This is a genomic window from Sphingopyxis sp. (genome assembly GCF_035565275.1).
Lineage (GTDB): Bacteria > Pseudomonadota > Alphaproteobacteria > Sphingomonadales > Sphingomonadaceae > Sphingopyxis.
This window is the reverse complement of sequence record NZ_DATMST010000011.1, coordinates 1-14,104: the sequence shown is the minus strand read 5'-3', so window position 1 is coordinate 14,104 and position 14,104 is coordinate 1. Positions and strand designations below refer to the sequence as shown.

General features: G+C 64.5%; 18 protein-coding genes. 6 read left to right on the top strand and 12 right to left on the bottom strand.

Translation table 11 applies throughout. The annotated features are described in order from the left end of the window. Positions 1 to 45: 45 nt before the first annotated feature. On the bottom strand, positions 46 to 603 hold the full coding sequence (petA, locus tag VN047_RS00690) for a ubiquinol-cytochrome c reductase iron-sulfur subunit (protein ID WP_325539002.1): 558 nt from the start codon (positions 601 to 603) through the stop codon (positions 46 to 48). A gap of 223 nt (positions 604 to 826) precedes the next feature. Between petA and VN047_RS00685 the strand changes: the two genes are divergently transcribed. Then, on the top strand, positions 827 to 1,285 hold the full coding sequence (locus VN047_RS00685; protein ID WP_325539000.1) for a tRNA (cytidine(34)-2'-O)-methyltransferase: 459 nt from the start codon (positions 827 to 829) through the stop codon (positions 1,283 to 1,285). Next, entirely contained in the window at positions 1,282 to 2,142 is an 861-nt protein-coding gene (gene hemF / locus VN047_RS00680) for an oxygen-dependent coproporphyrinogen oxidase (protein WP_325538998.1), read from the top strand. Before VN047_RS00685 ends, hemF begins: the two co-directional genes overlap by 4 nt. Before the next feature lie 61 nt (positions 2,143 to 2,203). Here the strand turns inward: hemF and VN047_RS00675 are convergent, their stop codons facing one another. Further along, positions 2,204 to 3,160 carry a glycerophosphoryl diester phosphodiesterase membrane domain-containing protein gene (locus tag VN047_RS00675; RefSeq protein ID WP_325538996.1) on the bottom strand — a complete coding sequence of 319 codons (957 nt, stop codon included), beginning with the start codon at positions 3,158 to 3,160 and terminating at the stop codon, positions 2,204 to 2,206. Positions 3,161 to 3,223: 63 nt separating this feature from the next. Continuing rightward, the gene (locus VN047_RS00670) at positions 3,224 to 4,039 is read right to left on the bottom strand and encodes a hypothetical protein (protein WP_325538994.1); all 816 of its coding nucleotides are present in this window, start codon (positions 4,037 to 4,039) and stop codon (positions 3,224 to 3,226) included. A 130-nt stretch (positions 4,040 to 4,169) separates the two neighbouring features. Here VN047_RS00670 and lipB point away from each other — a divergent pair, with 130 nt between their 5' ends. Then, a complete protein-coding gene (gene lipB, locus VN047_RS00665; protein WP_325538992.1) occupies positions 4,170 to 4,823 on the top strand; it encodes a lipoyl(octanoyl) transferase LipB in 654 nt (217 codons plus the stop codon). A gap of 9 nt (positions 4,824 to 4,832) precedes the next feature. Then, positions 4,833 to 5,165 (top strand): hypothetical protein, encoded by a 333-nt coding sequence (locus tag VN047_RS00660; protein WP_325538990.1) that lies wholly within the window; start codon positions 4,833 to 4,835, stop codon positions 5,163 to 5,165. Between the two features lie 3 nt (positions 5,166 to 5,168). On the opposite strand, the gene queE is transcribed toward VN047_RS00660, so the two are convergent. The 8 genes from queE to VN047_RS00620 all read right to left on the bottom strand — a co-directional run bounded on the left by queE (position 5,169) and on the right by VN047_RS00620 (position 11,909). Next, positions 5,169 to 5,801 carry a 7-carboxy-7-deazaguanine synthase gene (gene queE, locus VN047_RS00655; RefSeq protein WP_325538988.1) on the bottom strand — a complete coding sequence of 211 codons (633 nt, stop codon included), beginning with the start codon at positions 5,799 to 5,801 and terminating at the stop codon, positions 5,169 to 5,171. 5 nt (positions 5,802 to 5,806) lie between these two features. After that, a complete protein-coding gene (gene queC, locus VN047_RS00650) occupies positions 5,807 to 6,505 on the bottom strand; it encodes a 7-cyano-7-deazaguanine synthase QueC (protein ID WP_325538986.1) in 699 nt (232 codons plus the stop codon). Between the two features lie 193 nt (positions 6,506 to 6,698). Then, the gene (locus VN047_RS00645) at positions 6,699 to 7,085 is read right to left on the bottom strand and encodes a hypothetical protein (protein WP_325538984.1); all 387 of its coding nucleotides are present in this window, start codon (positions 7,083 to 7,085) and stop codon (positions 6,699 to 6,701) included. 156 nt (positions 7,086 to 7,241) lie between these two features. Then, positions 7,242 to 8,165 carry an Hsp33 family molecular chaperone HslO gene (locus VN047_RS00640; RefSeq protein ID WP_325538982.1) on the bottom strand — a complete coding sequence of 308 codons (924 nt, stop codon included), beginning with the start codon at positions 8,163 to 8,165 and terminating at the stop codon, positions 7,242 to 7,244. Between the two features lie 10 nt (positions 8,166 to 8,175). Further along, positions 8,176 to 9,102, bottom strand: a complete 927-nt coding sequence (gene argF / locus VN047_RS00635) for an ornithine carbamoyltransferase (RefSeq protein ID WP_325538980.1) — start codon at positions 9,100 to 9,102, stop codon at positions 8,176 to 8,178. A gap of 8 nt (positions 9,103 to 9,110) precedes the next feature. Continuing rightward, positions 9,111 to 10,298, bottom strand: a complete 1,188-nt coding sequence (locus VN047_RS00630; protein WP_325538978.1) for an aspartate aminotransferase family protein — start codon at positions 10,296 to 10,298, stop codon at positions 9,111 to 9,113. A gap of 104 nt (positions 10,299 to 10,402) precedes the next feature. After that, a complete protein-coding gene (locus tag VN047_RS00625) occupies positions 10,403 to 11,389 on the bottom strand; it encodes an LLM class flavin-dependent oxidoreductase (RefSeq protein WP_325538976.1) in 987 nt (328 codons plus the stop codon). A gap of 67 nt (positions 11,390 to 11,456) precedes the next feature. Continuing rightward, positions 11,457 to 11,909, bottom strand: coding sequence for an Lrp/AsnC family transcriptional regulator (locus VN047_RS00620; protein WP_325538974.1), 453 nt, complete (start codon positions 11,907 to 11,909; stop codon positions 11,457 to 11,459). Between the two features lie 72 nt (positions 11,910 to 11,981). Here VN047_RS00620 and VN047_RS00615 point away from each other — a divergent pair, with 72 nt between their 5' ends. Beyond that, entirely contained in the window at positions 11,982 to 12,572 is a 591-nt protein-coding gene (locus VN047_RS00615; RefSeq protein WP_325538972.1) for a LysE family translocator, read from the top strand. Between the two features lie 63 nt (positions 12,573 to 12,635). Further along, the gene (locus VN047_RS00610) at positions 12,636 to 13,652 is read left to right on the top strand and encodes an aldo/keto reductase (RefSeq protein ID WP_325538970.1); all 1,017 of its coding nucleotides are present in this window, start codon (positions 12,636 to 12,638) and stop codon (positions 13,650 to 13,652) included. Between the two features lie 111 nt (positions 13,653 to 13,763). Here VN047_RS00610 and VN047_RS00605 read toward each other — a convergent pair. Next, positions 13,764 to 14,104: hypothetical protein (locus tag VN047_RS00605; protein WP_325538968.1), on the bottom strand; the 341-nt coding region annotated here is incomplete at its 5' end.

The following is a 14,104-nucleotide window of genomic DNA, read 5'->3' as shown; positions in this document are numbered from 1 at the left end:
GGCTCATAGGGTTTGGCCCAGGGAAAGCTCATCTTATCTCGCTCCTCAGCCGATCGTCACGACGGTGTCGCTGTTGAATTCATAGGGCGGCACAACCAGATTCTTGGGTGCCGGGCCCTTACGGATGCGCGCCGCGGTGTCGTAGTGCGAACCGTGGCACGGGCAGAAATAGCCGCCGAAATCACCCTTGTTCTCGCCCTCGGCCGCACCGAGCGGCACGCAGCCGAGGTGGGTGCAGACGCCGAGCGTGATCAGCCAGTTTTCCTTGCCGGGCTTGGTACGCTGATCGATCGTTTCGGGATCGCGCAGGTCGCCCAGCGGTACGGCCTTGGCTTCCGCGATTTCCTTGGCGACGAGGTTGCGAACGAACACCGGCTGCTTGCGCCAGCTGGTCTTGATCGCCTGACCGGGCTGGATCGCCGAAATGTCGATCTCGGTCGTCGACAGCGCGAGCACGTCGGCCGACGGGTTCATCTGGTTGACCAGCGGCAGCACCACCGCGACCGCACCGACACCAGCGAAACTCACCGCCGCAATATTGATGAAATCCCGGCGGCGTACGCCATCCTCGATACCGGCGTTGAGTTCAGATTCACTGGCCATTCGACTGCCCTTGCATGGGTGAACTAACAAAGTTCCCGGAAAGGCAGGCCGCCCCGATTGCGCACGCACGAAAAGGCGCGCCCCGGCGGCCCCTCCGGGAATTGCGGGCCTGATAGCGACACATAGGAGGCTTGCCAACAGTCAATTTCCGCTTCCGTCAATGTACCCGGAGGCAAGAGCAAAGCCTCTCGATTCATTCGACCCTGCGGGTTATGGGCCAGCGATGGAAATCGCCCTGTTTCAGCCGGATATCGCCGGAAATGTCGGCACGACGCTGCGCACTGCCGCCTGTTTCGGCGTGCCCGCGCATATTATCGAACCGTGCGGCTTTCCCTTCGGCGAGGCGGCGCTGAAGCGGGCCGGAATGGACTATGCCGTGCGTGCCAGCATCACGCGTCACGCCGACTGGAGCAGCTTCCTGGACTGGAGCGTCGGCGCGGGAAAGCGGCTCGTGCTGATGACAACCGCAGGCGCGACGCCGCTCCCCTCTTTCCCTTTCGAATCCGGCGATGTGCTGCTGCTCGGCGCCGAATCCTCCGGTGTGCCGCCGCATGTTCATGATAAGGTGGACGCACGGGTCGCGATTCCGATGCGCGCGGGCTTTCGCTCCTTGAATGTCGCCGTCGCCGCTGGCATCGCGCTCGCCGAAGCGCTCAGACAAACGAAAGGCTTTCCCGCATGATCTCGCTCGACCCGCAGCAACAGACGGCCCGCACCTGGTTCGAATCGCTGCGCGACCGGATCTGCGCCGAATTCGAGGCGATCGAGGCCGAAGCGGGCAGCGATGCGCGCTTTGCCTATACCCCGTGGGACCGCGAGGCCGACGGACTGACGCCAGGCGAAGGCGGCGGCGGGGTGCGCGGGGTGATGACGGGACAGGTGTTCGAAAAAGTCGGCGTCAACGTGTCGACCGTCGCGGGCGAGTTCGCGCCCGACTTCGCGCAGTCGATCCACGGCGCCGGCGAGGATCCCAGCTTCTTCGCGACGGGAATCAGCCTCGTCGCGCATATGGCGAACCCGCATGTTCCCGCGGTGCACATGAACACGCGCTTCCTCGCAACGACGAAGCGCTGGTTCGGCGGCGGCGCCGACCTGAACCCCCCGATCCCCTACCAAGAGGATACCGACGCCTTTCACGCAAGGCTGCGCGCGGCGTGCGCGCCCTTCGGCCCCGACGTCTATGAACGTTATGCCAAATGGGCCGAGGATTATTTCTATATTCCGCATCGCGGGGTTCATCGCGGCGTCGGGGGCATCTTCTACGATCATCTCGAATGCGGCGACGATGCCGAGTTCGATCGCAATTTCCAGCTCACGCAGGCGGTCGGCGAAGCCTTTCTCGACATCTTTCCCCAAATCGTGCGTCGTCGGATGGGCTTGCCCTTTACCGACGCCGAACGCGAGGCACAGCTTGTCTGGCGCGGCCGCTATGCCGAATTCAACCTCGTCTACGATCGCGGTACCTTGTTCGGGCTGAAGACCGGGGGAAACATCGACGCAATCCTGATGAGCCTGCCGCCGCTCGCCAAATGGGCCTGAACTGAAACAAAAAAGGGCGCCCGTTTCCGGAGCGCCCTTTCGTTTCCGTTATCCGGGCCGGTCAGGTAAAGACCTGGCTCACATCATCCTGTCCCAGCGCGCGATAGATGCCGCCCGGGATCGCGACGGTGAAATAGGCCATCGGAATGCTGACCAATATGGTCATCAGGATAATCGTGCCCATGCCGGGCACGCCGCCGCCCATCACCATCGACTGGAACGCCGAGCCGACGATCAGCGCGAGGATGACGGCGATGACAAGAATCACGGCCCCGATCAGCAGAAAATAGCCGGCGATCCGCCATTGACCTTCGGCGGTCATCGCCCAGCTCCGCTTCATCGCTTCGAACGGCAGATATTCTTCACGGTCGGCCATGGACGGCGCGGTGCAGCAGAGGCGCGCCGCGAGCCAGAGCATCAGCAAGCCGACAAGCACCACGATCAGGATTCCGATCCCGCCGCCGGCTCCGCCGCCCATCATCGGCGCCATCGAACTCAGCGCGAACGAACCGAAGATGGCCATCAGCAGGCATATGATCGCCAGAAAGCCGAACAACGCCGGATACATGATCACGAAATAGAGCAGCAGGACCAGAATGAAGGGAAACGCCAGCCATGGCGTCACGGCATAGGCAAGGAGGCCCGCGACGATCAGCGTCGCGATCAGCATCCCGACCAGAACCAGCGCCGCGATCATCCCGAAGCGCAATCCGCCGGGAAGGTCGCCCGCATTCGAGCCCAGCCCGAGCCGCCAAGAGGTAAAATAGCTTCCGAACTGCAAGACATAGGACAGCAGCGACACGACGAGCAGCCCCACGCCCATGCTTGCCATCATCGTCGGATCGGCCATCATCGCCGGATTGAGCGCGTTCGACATCGGATTGCCGACGATCAGCCATTGCAGCACGAACGGTATGACGATGCCGATGCCGATCAACGCGATCGCATGATTGGCGGCATGGCCGCTGAAAAAGCCGGTCGCATAAGACCAGGCCTGACCGATACTGAACCGATTCATTCCGTTTCTCCCCTGTTCGAAATCCGTGACAACTCCTTGCAGACCCCGTTATCGAAATATCTGTTATCTGAATGTTTCGTGCGCACCGGTCATCGACAACTGGCGATAGGTCGCCGCCACAATGGCGAGCGAAACCAGCCCGCCGATGCCCGCGACCGCCGCCTCGACCAGCCCCGTCAGCATGCGGCCGGCGCCCTCGCCCGATCCCGCGACCGCCCCGACAATCCCGCCGATGATCAGCGCCGCGATCAGAAAGACGAGGATGACGAGGAACATGAACAGGAAAATCCGCCAGCCATTCCCCTTGGTGAGCGCAAGGCTCTCCTGAATGGCGGTGAGCGGATTATACACCGTCCGGTCGGCGATGATCGGCGAAATGACCGAAAGACGCCCCCAGAAATAGGCCGCAAGGCCGACGAAAAGCAGCAGGCCGACGGCCACCAGCGCGATCCCGCCGCCACCGCCGATCGCAATACCGGGCAGGAACAGCAGGAAAACGGCCAGCGCCAGCACCACGAACAGGATGACCTGCACGGCGACCATCGTCGGAATCATCCGGACCGCGAACATCAGCGCGTCGCCGACACTTGTGCCGGTCCGCGATAGCCACAGGCGCAACACGCCGACGCCGCCGATCGCGCCGATCACGCTGATCAGCAGCTGATAGGGCAATATCTCGCCCATCGACTGGCGAAAAACGGCCATGACCTGATCCATCGACGCGCCTGCCGCGGGCTCGATCGGGACCGGACCGAACCAGCTGAGCACGAGATTCGGCAGGAAAATGAATACTGCGGCGATCGTCGCGGTCAGGGGCAAGTGCGATCGCAGCAGGACCAGACTGTCGTCCCATGCCGCACCCATGTCGAATTTTATCATTGATACCCCGTCATTTTCTGGTTCCCCGGTCGGCGGAACGTGACGATCTTCGGCGCCGATGTCCAGCCCTCTCGCCAATCACACGCGAACCCCTTGCACGGGGCGCGGCGGGGGGCCAGATAGCGGGCGCATGAACCCTCTCCCCTCTCCCGAATGGATCCTGTCGCCGGGCCTGACCGATTATGCCTCAGCGCTCGCCGGTATGGAGGAACGCGCCGCCGCAATTCATGCCGGCGCGGCGGGCGAGCGCATCTGGTTTCTCGAGCATCCGCCGCTTTACACTGCCGGAACGAGCGCCGACCCCGCCGAACTGCTCGATCCCCGCTTTCCGGTCTATGACGCCGGTCGCGGCGGACGCTACACCTACCATGGGCCGGGGCAACGCGTCGGTTATGTCCAGCTCGACCTGACGCGGCGCGGGCGCGATGTGCGCGCCTATGTCTCGGCACTCGAAGGCTGGGTGATCGACGCGCTCGGACTGCTCGGCGTCGAGGCGCGGCGCGCCGAGGGCCGCATCGGCATCTGGACCGACGACGCACAGGGCCGCGAGGCGAAGATCGGTGCGATCGGCGTGCGCGTGAAGCGCTGGGTGACGATGCACGGCTTTTCGCTGAACGTCGCGCCCGACCTTGCGCATTTCGGCGGCATCGTTCCGTGCGGCATCGCCGAATTTCCGGTCACCAGCCTCGTCGCGCTCGGCAAGCCGGCGACCTTCGCCGACGTCGACGCGGCGCTGGCGCAAACCGCCTCCGCCTTTCTCGACAAGCTTGGACCGAACGACTAGGAACGGCGCATGATCCGGATATCCCTTGCTTCGCTCCTCGCTCTTTCGCTCGCGGCCTGCGGCGGCAGCGATCCGGCCGGCAAATCGACGACCAAGCTCGACGCGGTCGAAGTCCAGCCCGGCTCGGTCAGCGATTCGATGATCATTCTCGACGACGCGAGCGTCGACGGCACCGCGGTCGACAACAGCATCCCCGACGACGGCACGAAGAATAAGGCGGCCAACGAGGACGCGGAAGACGCGGCCGAACCCGAAGGCGACACCGAAAACCCCGAAGCCGTCCCCGCCCCTGCTGCAAAGCAGGCGGTTACCGCCGATACGGCCACCAAAAAGGGCGAATAGGAGCTAGCGCAGCCCCAGGCTCTTGTGCGTCTGCAGCGACAGGCGCCAGCGCGGATCGCCCATCACCAGATCGATGCACGCCTGCACGTTTTGCGCGGCGTCGGGATCGTCGAGCGGCTGGACCAGCCGGTGCGTGAAATCGAGCGCCGCGAGCCGTTCGACGTTGCTGCCCGGCTGCGGCCAGACCAGCTTCAATTCGTCGCCGCTCGTCTGGACCAGCTCGCTGCCCGCCTTGGGGCTGACGCAGATCCAGTCGATGCTGCGCGGGATCGGAAAGGTACCGTTGCTTTCGATCGCGATCGTGAAGCCGCGCGCATGGAGCGCGTCGATCAGCGCGATGTCGACCTGCAGCATCGGTTCGCCGCCGGTCAGCACCACATAACGGTCATCACCTTTCTGCCCCCAGCTTTCGGCGATGACATCGGCAAGCGCCGCGGCATCCTGATATCTGGCGCCGAGCGTGCCGTCGGTGCCCACGAAATCGGTATCGCAGAATCGGCAGACCGCCTTGGCGCGGTCCTTCTCGCGCCCCGTCCACAAATTGCAGCCGGCAAAGCGGCAAAAGACCGCGCGGCGGCCCGCCTGCGCCCCTTCGCCCTGCAGCGTGAGGAAAATCTCTTTGACGGCGTAGCTCATCGAAATCAGGCGTAGCGCGTCGGATCGGCGAGCCCGGCGTCGGCGAAACCCTTGCTGCGCAACCGGCAGCTGTCGCACGAACCGCAGTGCAGCCCTTCGGGCGTCGGGTCGTAGCACGACCAGCTCATTCCCGCGTCCATCCCGAGCCGTGCCGCTTCGGCAGCGATGTCCGCCTTGGTCATATGCTGCAGCGGCGCATGGATACGAAAGTCGACGCCCCTGTCGCCGTCGCGCGTTGCAAGCCGCGCCAGATCCTCGAAACCCGCGATGAATTCGGGGCGGCAGTCGGGATAGCCCGAATAATCGAGCGCGTTGACCCCGATCACGATGTCCTGCGCCTGCCGCGCCTCGGCGAGGCCGAGCGTCAGCGACAGGAAAATGAGGTTGCGCGCAGGGACATAGGTGACCGGCACCGCGTCGCCCCCCGCCACTTCGGGCACGCCGTCCTTCGGCACGTCGATATCGGCGGTCAGCGCCGATCCCCCGAAACGCCGCAGATCGAGCGGCAGCACGATATGTTCGGCCGCGCCGACCTCTTTCGCGATCCGCGTCGCCGATTCGAGCTCGACGCGGTGCCGCTGGTTATAATCGACCGTGAGCGCGACGATCCGTGCACCGGCCTCGCGTGCGAGCCCGGCACAGACCATCGAGTCGAGACCGCCCGACAAAAGGACGATCAGGGTTTTTCCGGCTAAATCCTGCATGGGGCGCCCGATACGCCCGCACGCATGGCGGCGCAAGGGGCGGATGGCTTGCAACGGGCCAAAAGAAACGGGCCGCGCGAACCTGTCACACGGCCCAGTTCGGCATGAAAGCCGTTAGGGAGAAGACATACGAAGCATGTCTTGCCCCTGTCTAGATCCCGATGGTTAATATCGGATTAGCGAGCGGCAGTAATCAGCAGCCGCCGGTTCGCCGCGCCTCGATCGCCTGCGAGAAGGGTTTGCCGTCGGCAATCCCCTGCGTATCGATCTGGACGAGGCGGTTGGTCTCGCTGCGGATGCTGGTGCGGCCATGGCCCGCGCCCGGGCAGGTATAATGGACCGTTACCGAATTCGGCGTGTCCTCGATCACGTAACGCGAGCAGCTGGCGCGCGGATGATAGACCTGGATCATCCGCCGGGCGTCGCCGACGCATATCGTCTGGAGCACGGCATCCTTGCCGCGTTCGCGCAGCTGCCAGCTTCCCTTTTCGAGCCGGTCGAGCATCGCGAGCGACGGTGCCTGCGCCGGCACCGCGCTGGCGCCCGCAAAGCCGAGCGCCATCAGGGAAATTCGCAACATGGGAGAGAAGATCGCCATTCCACCTATCCATTGACCGCCCGCGAGCGAGCAAATTCGCGACCCTGTTGGGCTTTAGCTAGCAATCCGGACCTGCGATTTCAACCGCTTGGCGCTGAATTACCTCGCTTCATCGCCCAAAAACGAGGAAACTCCCGCTTAATCGGCGCGATCATGCGTCGCGATCTCGGCAAGCGGGATCGGGAAAAAGCGCGAGCAGAAAGCGCAGTCGACGACGACATTGCCGCTCTCGTCAGCCATCTCCGCCCGCTCGGTTTCGGGGAATTGCGCAAGCACCCCGGCGAAATAGCCGGTGCTGCAGCGGCAGCCGCGCGATACCGCGACGCCGGGTTCGACGCGCACCTCATCCTCGTGAAAAAGGCGCCAGGCAAGCGTCTCCAGCGAGGTCGCGGGGTCGGTCAACTCCTCGTCCTTCAGCGTTGCCGCGATCGTCTTTGCATGCTCCCATTCGGGGTGGTCGTGGCGAACGTGCAGACGGTCGCGCCCCACCTCGCCTTCGGGAAGGTGCTGGAGGAGCAACCCGCCCGCGACGCAGCCCGCCTCGGCATCATGGCGCGCGGCGAGGCTGATCAGGCTCGGAATCTGCTCGGACTGTTCGAAATAATGTTCGGCGGCGTCGCCGATCGACGAGCCTTCGAGCGGGACGATGCCCTGATACCGCTCGCCCGTCGTTTCCTGATCGAAGGTGATCGCAAGAAACCCCTCGCCGAACAGCGCAAAGAGCGTCGGGTCGGCTCCGACCTCGGCCAGCCGGTCGGCGTCGAACTTCAGGTAACCGCGCAGTTCGCCCGCCTTGTAGTCGCAGACGAGCAGTTCGACCGGACCGCCGCCGGTTTGTGCCTGCAAGGTCAGTTGCCCGCCCTTGGTCTTGAGCGTCGAACCGAGCAGCACCGTCAGCACCAGCGCTTCGGCGAGCAGTTTCTCGGCCGCCGGCGGATAGCTGTGCGCCGCCATGACCGTATTGAGCACCGGCCCGAGGCGCACGAGACGCCCGCGCACGTGACGCTCGGCGATGGTAAAGACCAGCGGCTGGTCGAACCAGGTTTCGATCGTTTCGCTCACGCTTTCGAACTCACAATTTTCCGAGCGCCCACAGCAGGATCGATTTCTGCGCATGGACGCGATTTTCGGCTTCGTCCCACACGCGCGACTGCGGGCCGTCGATCACGGCGTCGACAACCTCGTCGCCGCGGTGCGCGGGCAGGCAATGGAGGAAGATGGCATCGCCCTTCGCGCCCGTCATCAGTCGCTCGTCAACCCGATAGGGCGCCATCGCCGCGATCTTGTTGTGCGCATGATCCTGTCCCATCGACACCCACGTATCGGTGACGACAAGATCGGCGGCCGCAACAGCTTCGCGCGCGTCGCGCATGATGTCGATACGCGACCCCTTCGCCCGCGCCGCCTCGACAAAGCTCGCGTCGGGCTCATAGCCCTGCGGGACACCGGCACGGACATGGAAACCGAACAGCCCCGCCGCCTCGATCAGCGAAGCGAGGACGTTATTGCCGTCGCCCAGCCACGCCAGTTCAAGCCCCGGCAATGCCTTGCCGCTCTCGACGATCGTGAGCAGGTCGGCGACGATCTGGCACGGATGGGACAGGTCGGTCAGCCCGTTGATCACCGGCACGCCGGCATATTCGGCAAGCTCTTCGACTTTCGCATGGTCGTCGGTGCGGATCATGATCGCATCGGCATAGCGCGAGAGCACGCGCGCGGTATCGGCGATCGTCTCGCCGCGGCCGAGCTGTGTGACCCCTGCGTCCATGATCATCGGCGTGCCGCCGAGCTGGCGGATCGCGATGTCGAACGAGGCGCGGGTGCGCGTCGAATTCTTCTCGAACACCATCGCGAGCACATGCCCCGCGAGCGGTGCGTCGGCGTCGACCTTGCCCTTCGACCAACCGCCGCGCGCGGCCTTGCGATCGATCGCGTCGGCGAGCATCGCCGCGACGGCATCCCCGCCCGCGTCGGACAGGTTCAGGAAGTGCCGCATCATGCCCTCCATCAGGACTCGGGCGGCGTGTAGCTCGCCGCACCCGCTGACAGTTTCTCGATGAATTCGGCGATATGGCTGTCGTCGATGTTGAGGGGCGGCAGCACGCGAACGACATTCTCGCCCGCCGCGACGGTCAGCAGCCCGTGATTGTCGCGCAGATGCGCAACGAATGCGCGGCTGTCCGAATTGAGCTTGAGCCCCAGCATCAGACCGACGCCGCGCACGCTGTCGAACAGCTGGTCGTGGTTCGGGATCAACTGCTCGAGCGCACCGCGCAAGCGCTCGCCGGTCGCCTTGACCTGCTCAAGGAACCCGTCCTCGAGCACGACGTCGAGCACCGCCTGTCCGGCTGCGCAGGCCAGCGGGTTGCCGCCATAGGTCGAACCATGCGTCCCGATGACCATGCCGCGCGCCGCCTTTTCGGTGGCAAGGCACGCGCCCATCGGAAAGCCGCCGCCGATACCCTTGGCGCTCGCCATGATGTCGGGGGTCACGCCGAAATGCTCATAGGCATAAAGGTGGCCGGTGCGCGCAACGCCGCACTGCACCTCGTCGAACACCAGCATCAGGTCGCGCTTGTCACAGATGTCGCGGAGCGCCTGAAGGAAAGGTTGCGAAGCGGGGCGGATGCCGCCCTCGCCCTGGATCGGCTCGACAAGGAAACCAGCGGTATTGTCGTCGACCAGATCGAGCGCGGCGTTGATGTCGTCGAACGGCGCATAGGCGAAACCGGGCAGCAGCGGGTCGAAACCCTTGCGCAGCTTTTCCTGATTGGTCGCCGAGATCGTGCCGAGCGTGCGGCCGTGGAACGCGTTGTTGAAGGTGATCAGATTATGCTTTTCACCATTGCCCGCGCTCGAATGATAGGCGCGCGCGGTCTTGATCGCACATTCGACCGCCTCGGCGCCCGAGTTCGTCAGGAACACCGTGTCGGCGAAGGTGTTCTCGACCAGCCGCGCGGCATAGGCTTCGCCCTGAGGGCTGCCATAAAGGTTCGACACATGCATCAGCGTCGCGGCCTGCTCCTGGATCGCCTTCGTCAGATGCGGATGCCCGTGGCCCAGCAGGTTGACCGCGATGCCGCTCGCGAAGTCCAGATAGCGCTCGCCTCGCTCGCCGATGAGATACGCGCCTTCGCCGCGCACCGGACGCACACCGCACCGGGGGTATACGGGCATCAGCGGCGTGATCGTCATGGCAGGCACCTTTCAGTCAAAAGTAAAAAGGCGACCCCAAAACGGGCCGCCCTTGGTCGGGCCGCCCCTATACCGCTGCTCCCGGAGGCGCGTCAACACGGGGGTTAGAGCGACTTTGCCGCCTGCATCGCGAGCGCGACCGAATGCTTGCGCGCGGCATGATCGTACATCGACGAGGCAATGACGATCTCGTCGACGCCGGTGCGCGCCTGAAAGGCCTTCAGGCCCTGCGCGACATCGTCGACCGTGCCCACGGCGGAGCATTGGAGAACATGGTCGAGGATCGCGCGCGCGTTGGGCGGCAGGCTGTCCTTATAGCCTGCGAGCGGCGGCTTCATCCTGCCCGGATTGCCCGTACGCAGCGCGACGAACGCCTGCTGCTGCGACGAGGCGAGCAGTTCGGCCTCTTCGCGCGTATCGGCGGCAAACACGTTGAAGGCGGCGGCAGCATAGGGTTCGGCAAGCTGCGCCGACGGCTTGAACTGGCGGCGATAGATTTCGAGTGCTTCGTCGAGCGCGTCGGGCGCGAAATGGCTGGCAAAGGCATAGGGCAGCCCGAGCATCGCCGCGAGCTGCGCGCCAAAGGTGCTGGAGCCCAGCATCCACAGCGGGATATGCGTGCCCGCGCCCGGAACCGCGATGATGCCGAGCTGTTCATCGCCCGCCAGAAACGCCTGCAATTCCAGCACATCCTGCGGAAACTGGCGTTCGTCGCTGGCAAGCGTACGGCGCAGGGCGCGCGCGACGCGCTGATCCGATCCCGGCGCGCGCCCCAGACCCAGATCGACGCGGCCGGGGAAGAGCGCCTCGAGCGTCCCGAACTGTTCGGCGATCACCATCGGGGCATGATTGGGCAGCATGATGCCGGCCGAGCCGATACGGATGCTCCTGGTCGCCTGCCCGATATGCGCGAGCACGACCGAGGTCGCAGCGCTCGCGATCCCCGTCATGCCGTGATGCTCGGCAACCCAGTAGCGTTCGTAACCGAGCGCCTCGGCGTGACGGGCGAGGTCGGCGGCGTTGGCGAGCGCCTCTGCGATTGTGCCGGTATCGGTGACGGGCACGAGGTCGAGGAAAGAGAGTTTCGTCATGAAACGGATATGCGGTGGCGGTGGTCGTGGTTCAACCTCACCCCTTCGCGGGCCGCACGAAGAAAATCTATGCCCGCTCGTCCTTCGGCGAGTCCATCAGCACATAGGTGGTGATCGAATGGACCTGCGGCAGCACGCCGAGCACTTCGGTGTGGAAATGCTTGTACGAAGCGAGATCCTCGGTTTCGACGCGCAGCAGATATTCGATCGTGCCGGTGATATTGTGGCACTCGCGCACCTCGGGCGCCTCGGCCATTGCCGCCTCGAACCCCGCCTGCGACTTCTTGGTGTGCGACGACAGGCCGACGGTGACATAGGCGAGGAAGGTCAGCCCGAGCTTCGCAGGGTCGATCACCGCACGATAGCCCTTGATGATCCCGCTGCGTTCGAGCTCCTGCACGCGGCGCAGGCAGGCAGACGGCGAAAGACCGACACGCTCGGCGAGCTCGATGTTCGGGATTCGCCCGTCATGCGTCAGTTCGCGCAATATCTTGCGGCCAATGGCGTCGATTTTGATCATGGATTGCATAATCTATCCGATTGCGGGCGATCTTTGCAATCCATCTCTGCCTGAACGCATTATATTGCGTGCATGGAACAGACCACCCTCGCCGCGCTCTCTGCCTTCGCGCTCGTCTCGTCGATCACGCCGGGACCGAACAATATGATGCTGATGGCATCGGGCGCCAATTTCGGGCTGCGCCGCACCGTCCCGCACGCGCTCGGCGTCGGCATCGGCTTCACCCTGATGATCGTTTTGGTCGGCGTCGGGCTGATGGGGCTGTTCGATCTTTTCCCTGTACTCAACATCGCGCTCAAGGTGGTGAGCGTCGCCTATCTGCTCTGGCTGGCGTGGAAAATCGCCAATGCCGCCGCGCCCGATACCGCGGGCAGCGCGCGCGGCAAGCCGATGAGCTTTTTCCAGGCCGTGATGTTCCAGTGGGTCAATCCCAAGGCGTGGTCGATGGCCCTGAGCGCGATCGCGCTTTACGCTCCCGACCGCAATTTCGGCGCGGTGCTGCTCGTCGCCGTGGTCTTCGGCATCATCAACCTCCCTTCGACCAGCCTGTGGGCGGTGATGGGCGTGTCGCTGCGCGGCTGGCTGTCGAGCCCGGCGCGGCTCCGGGCGTTCAACTGGACGATGGCCGCGCTGCTGGTGGGATCGCTCGCGCTGCTGATCTGATTGCAAGGTTGCGGTTCGCAACCTATGGACGGCGCTCCCCTCTTCCGACCGGAGAACAAGAGCATGCAAAGCCGCCGCCTCGGCAAAAGTGCCATCCATGTGTCCGACATCTGCATGGGAACGATGACCTTCGGCAGCCAGACCGACGAGGCCGAAGCGTTCCGCATCCTCGACCGCTGCTTCGATGCGGGGATCAACTTCTACGACACCGCCGAAGGCTATCCGGTTCCGCCCGATATCAAATGGGTCGGCCGCACCGAGGAAATCGTCGGGCGCTGGATGAAGACCAAGCCGCGCGACGCGATCATCCTGGCGACCAAGGTATCGGGACCGAGCCACGTCTGGTTCAGGTCGCCGTGTCGCAGCGGCATGACCGCGCTCGACCGCAAGAATATCATGCAGGCGGTCGACGACAGCCTGACGCGGCTGCAGACCGATTATATCGATCTCTACCAGACGCACTGGCCCGACCATGACGCGCCCCATGACGAGATGATGGACGCGCTCGACGAGCTTGTCCGCATCGGCAAGGTCCGCATCCTCGGCTGCTCGAACGAGACGAGCTGGGGGCTGATGAAATCGCTCGCCGCGTCGGAGAGGCTGGGCGGCGCGCGCTATCAGACGATCCAGAATAATTTCAGCCTCAACAACCGCCGCTTCGAGGACGAGCTGGCGCAGGTCTGCCGGCAGGAAGGCGTCAGCCTGATCCCCTATTCGCCGCTCGCGGGCGGGGTATTGTCGGGCAAATATCAGGGCGGCGCGACCCCTGAAGGCGCCCGCTTCTCGCGCTACCTCCAGATGGAAGGCCGGCAGGCCGCGATGGGCCGCCGCTTCGTCAACGAAAAGAGCCTCGCCGCGACCGAACGCTATCTGAAAATCGCGAAAGAAGCAGACCTGCATCCGGTGACGATGGCCACCGCGTGGTCGAAACAGCACGACTTCGTCGCCTCGACGATCGTGGGAGTGAGCGCCGACGATCAGGTCCAGCCGATTCTCGACGCGATGGAACTGGTGCTCGGCGACGATGTGATGAAGGCGCTGCACCAGGTCAGCAGGGACATCCTCTACCCGATGGGCTGAGTGCATCCGGTTTGAAGGAAACGATCCCGTTCTCTTCGTCATCCCGGACTTGATCCGGGATCTACAACCACGCCTCCCGAATGGCCCCCGGATCGAGTCCGGGGTGACGATTCAAATCAGGTACCCCGACGGCCACTCGAGGGTCAGCGCCTCTCCAACCTTCAGCGCGCGCCACGCCTTCGACACCCGTTCGAATGCGTCGAATACCGCAGGCTGCGCGACATCGATGCGTGCGCGCTCGTCGGCGCCGAGTCCCGCCCGCGTCCGTTCGGCTTCGCCCAAAGCCGCGCGCTGCGCCGCGCTGTCGGGGCGCCTGTCGCTCCGCCACGCGATATCGAAAAGGAAGGCGGCGATTTCGGACAGTTCGCCATCGCGCCCCTGCTCCTGCACCAGCTTCCGGCCCTTCGCCGCCCGCTTGCGCGCCGCGCGCCGGTGCTCGCGGGCATCGCCGC

Coding starts and splice junctions, on each gene's coding strand:
- argF (WP_325538980.1), bottom strand. CDS start 9,102: ATGATGCGGCACTTCCTGAACCTGTCCGACGCGGGCGGGGATGCCGTC.
- VN047_RS00685 (WP_325539000.1), top strand. CDS start 827: ATGGAAATCGCCCTGTTTCAGCCGGATATCGCCGGAAATGTCGGCACG.
- hemF (WP_325538998.1), top strand. CDS start 1,282: ATGATCTCGCTCGACCCGCAGCAACAGACGGCCCGCACCTGGTTCGAA.
- petA (WP_325539002.1), bottom strand. CDS start 603: ATGGCCAGTGAATCTGAACTCAACGCCGGTATCGAGGATGGCGTACGC.
- queC (WP_325538986.1), bottom strand. CDS start 6,505: ATGCAGGATTTAGCCGGAAAAACCCTGATCGTCCTTTTGTCGGGCGGT.
- VN047_RS00620 (WP_325538974.1), bottom strand. CDS start 11,909: ATGATCAAAATCGACGCCATTGGCCGCAAGATATTGCGCGAACTGACG.
- queE (WP_325538988.1), bottom strand. CDS start 5,801: ATGAGCTACGCCGTCAAAGAGATTTTCCTCACGCTGCAGGGCGAAGGG.
- VN047_RS00660 (WP_325538990.1), top strand. CDS start 4,833: ATGATCCGGATATCCCTTGCTTCGCTCCTCGCTCTTTCGCTCGCGGCC.
- VN047_RS00630 (WP_325538978.1), bottom strand. CDS start 10,298: ATGACGATCACGCCGCTGATGCCCGTATACCCCCGGTGCGGTGTGCGT.
- VN047_RS00615 (WP_325538972.1), top strand. CDS start 11,982: ATGGAACAGACCACCCTCGCCGCGCTCTCTGCCTTCGCGCTCGTCTCG.
- VN047_RS00675 (WP_325538996.1), bottom strand. CDS start 3,160: ATGAATCGGTTCAGTATCGGTCAGGCCTGGTCTTATGCGACCGGCTTT.
- VN047_RS00645 (WP_325538984.1), bottom strand. CDS start 7,085: ATGTTGCGAATTTCCCTGATGGCGCTCGGCTTTGCGGGCGCCAGCGCG.
- lipB (WP_325538992.1), top strand. CDS start 4,170: ATGAACCCTCTCCCCTCTCCCGAATGGATCCTGTCGCCGGGCCTGACC.
- VN047_RS00670 (WP_325538994.1), bottom strand. CDS start 4,039: ATGATAAAATTCGACATGGGTGCGGCATGGGACGACAGTCTGGTCCTG.
- VN047_RS00610 (WP_325538970.1), top strand. CDS start 12,636: ATGCAAAGCCGCCGCCTCGGCAAAAGTGCCATCCATGTGTCCGACATC.
- VN047_RS00625 (WP_325538976.1), bottom strand. CDS start 11,389: ATGACGAAACTCTCTTTCCTCGACCTCGTGCCCGTCACCGATACCGGC.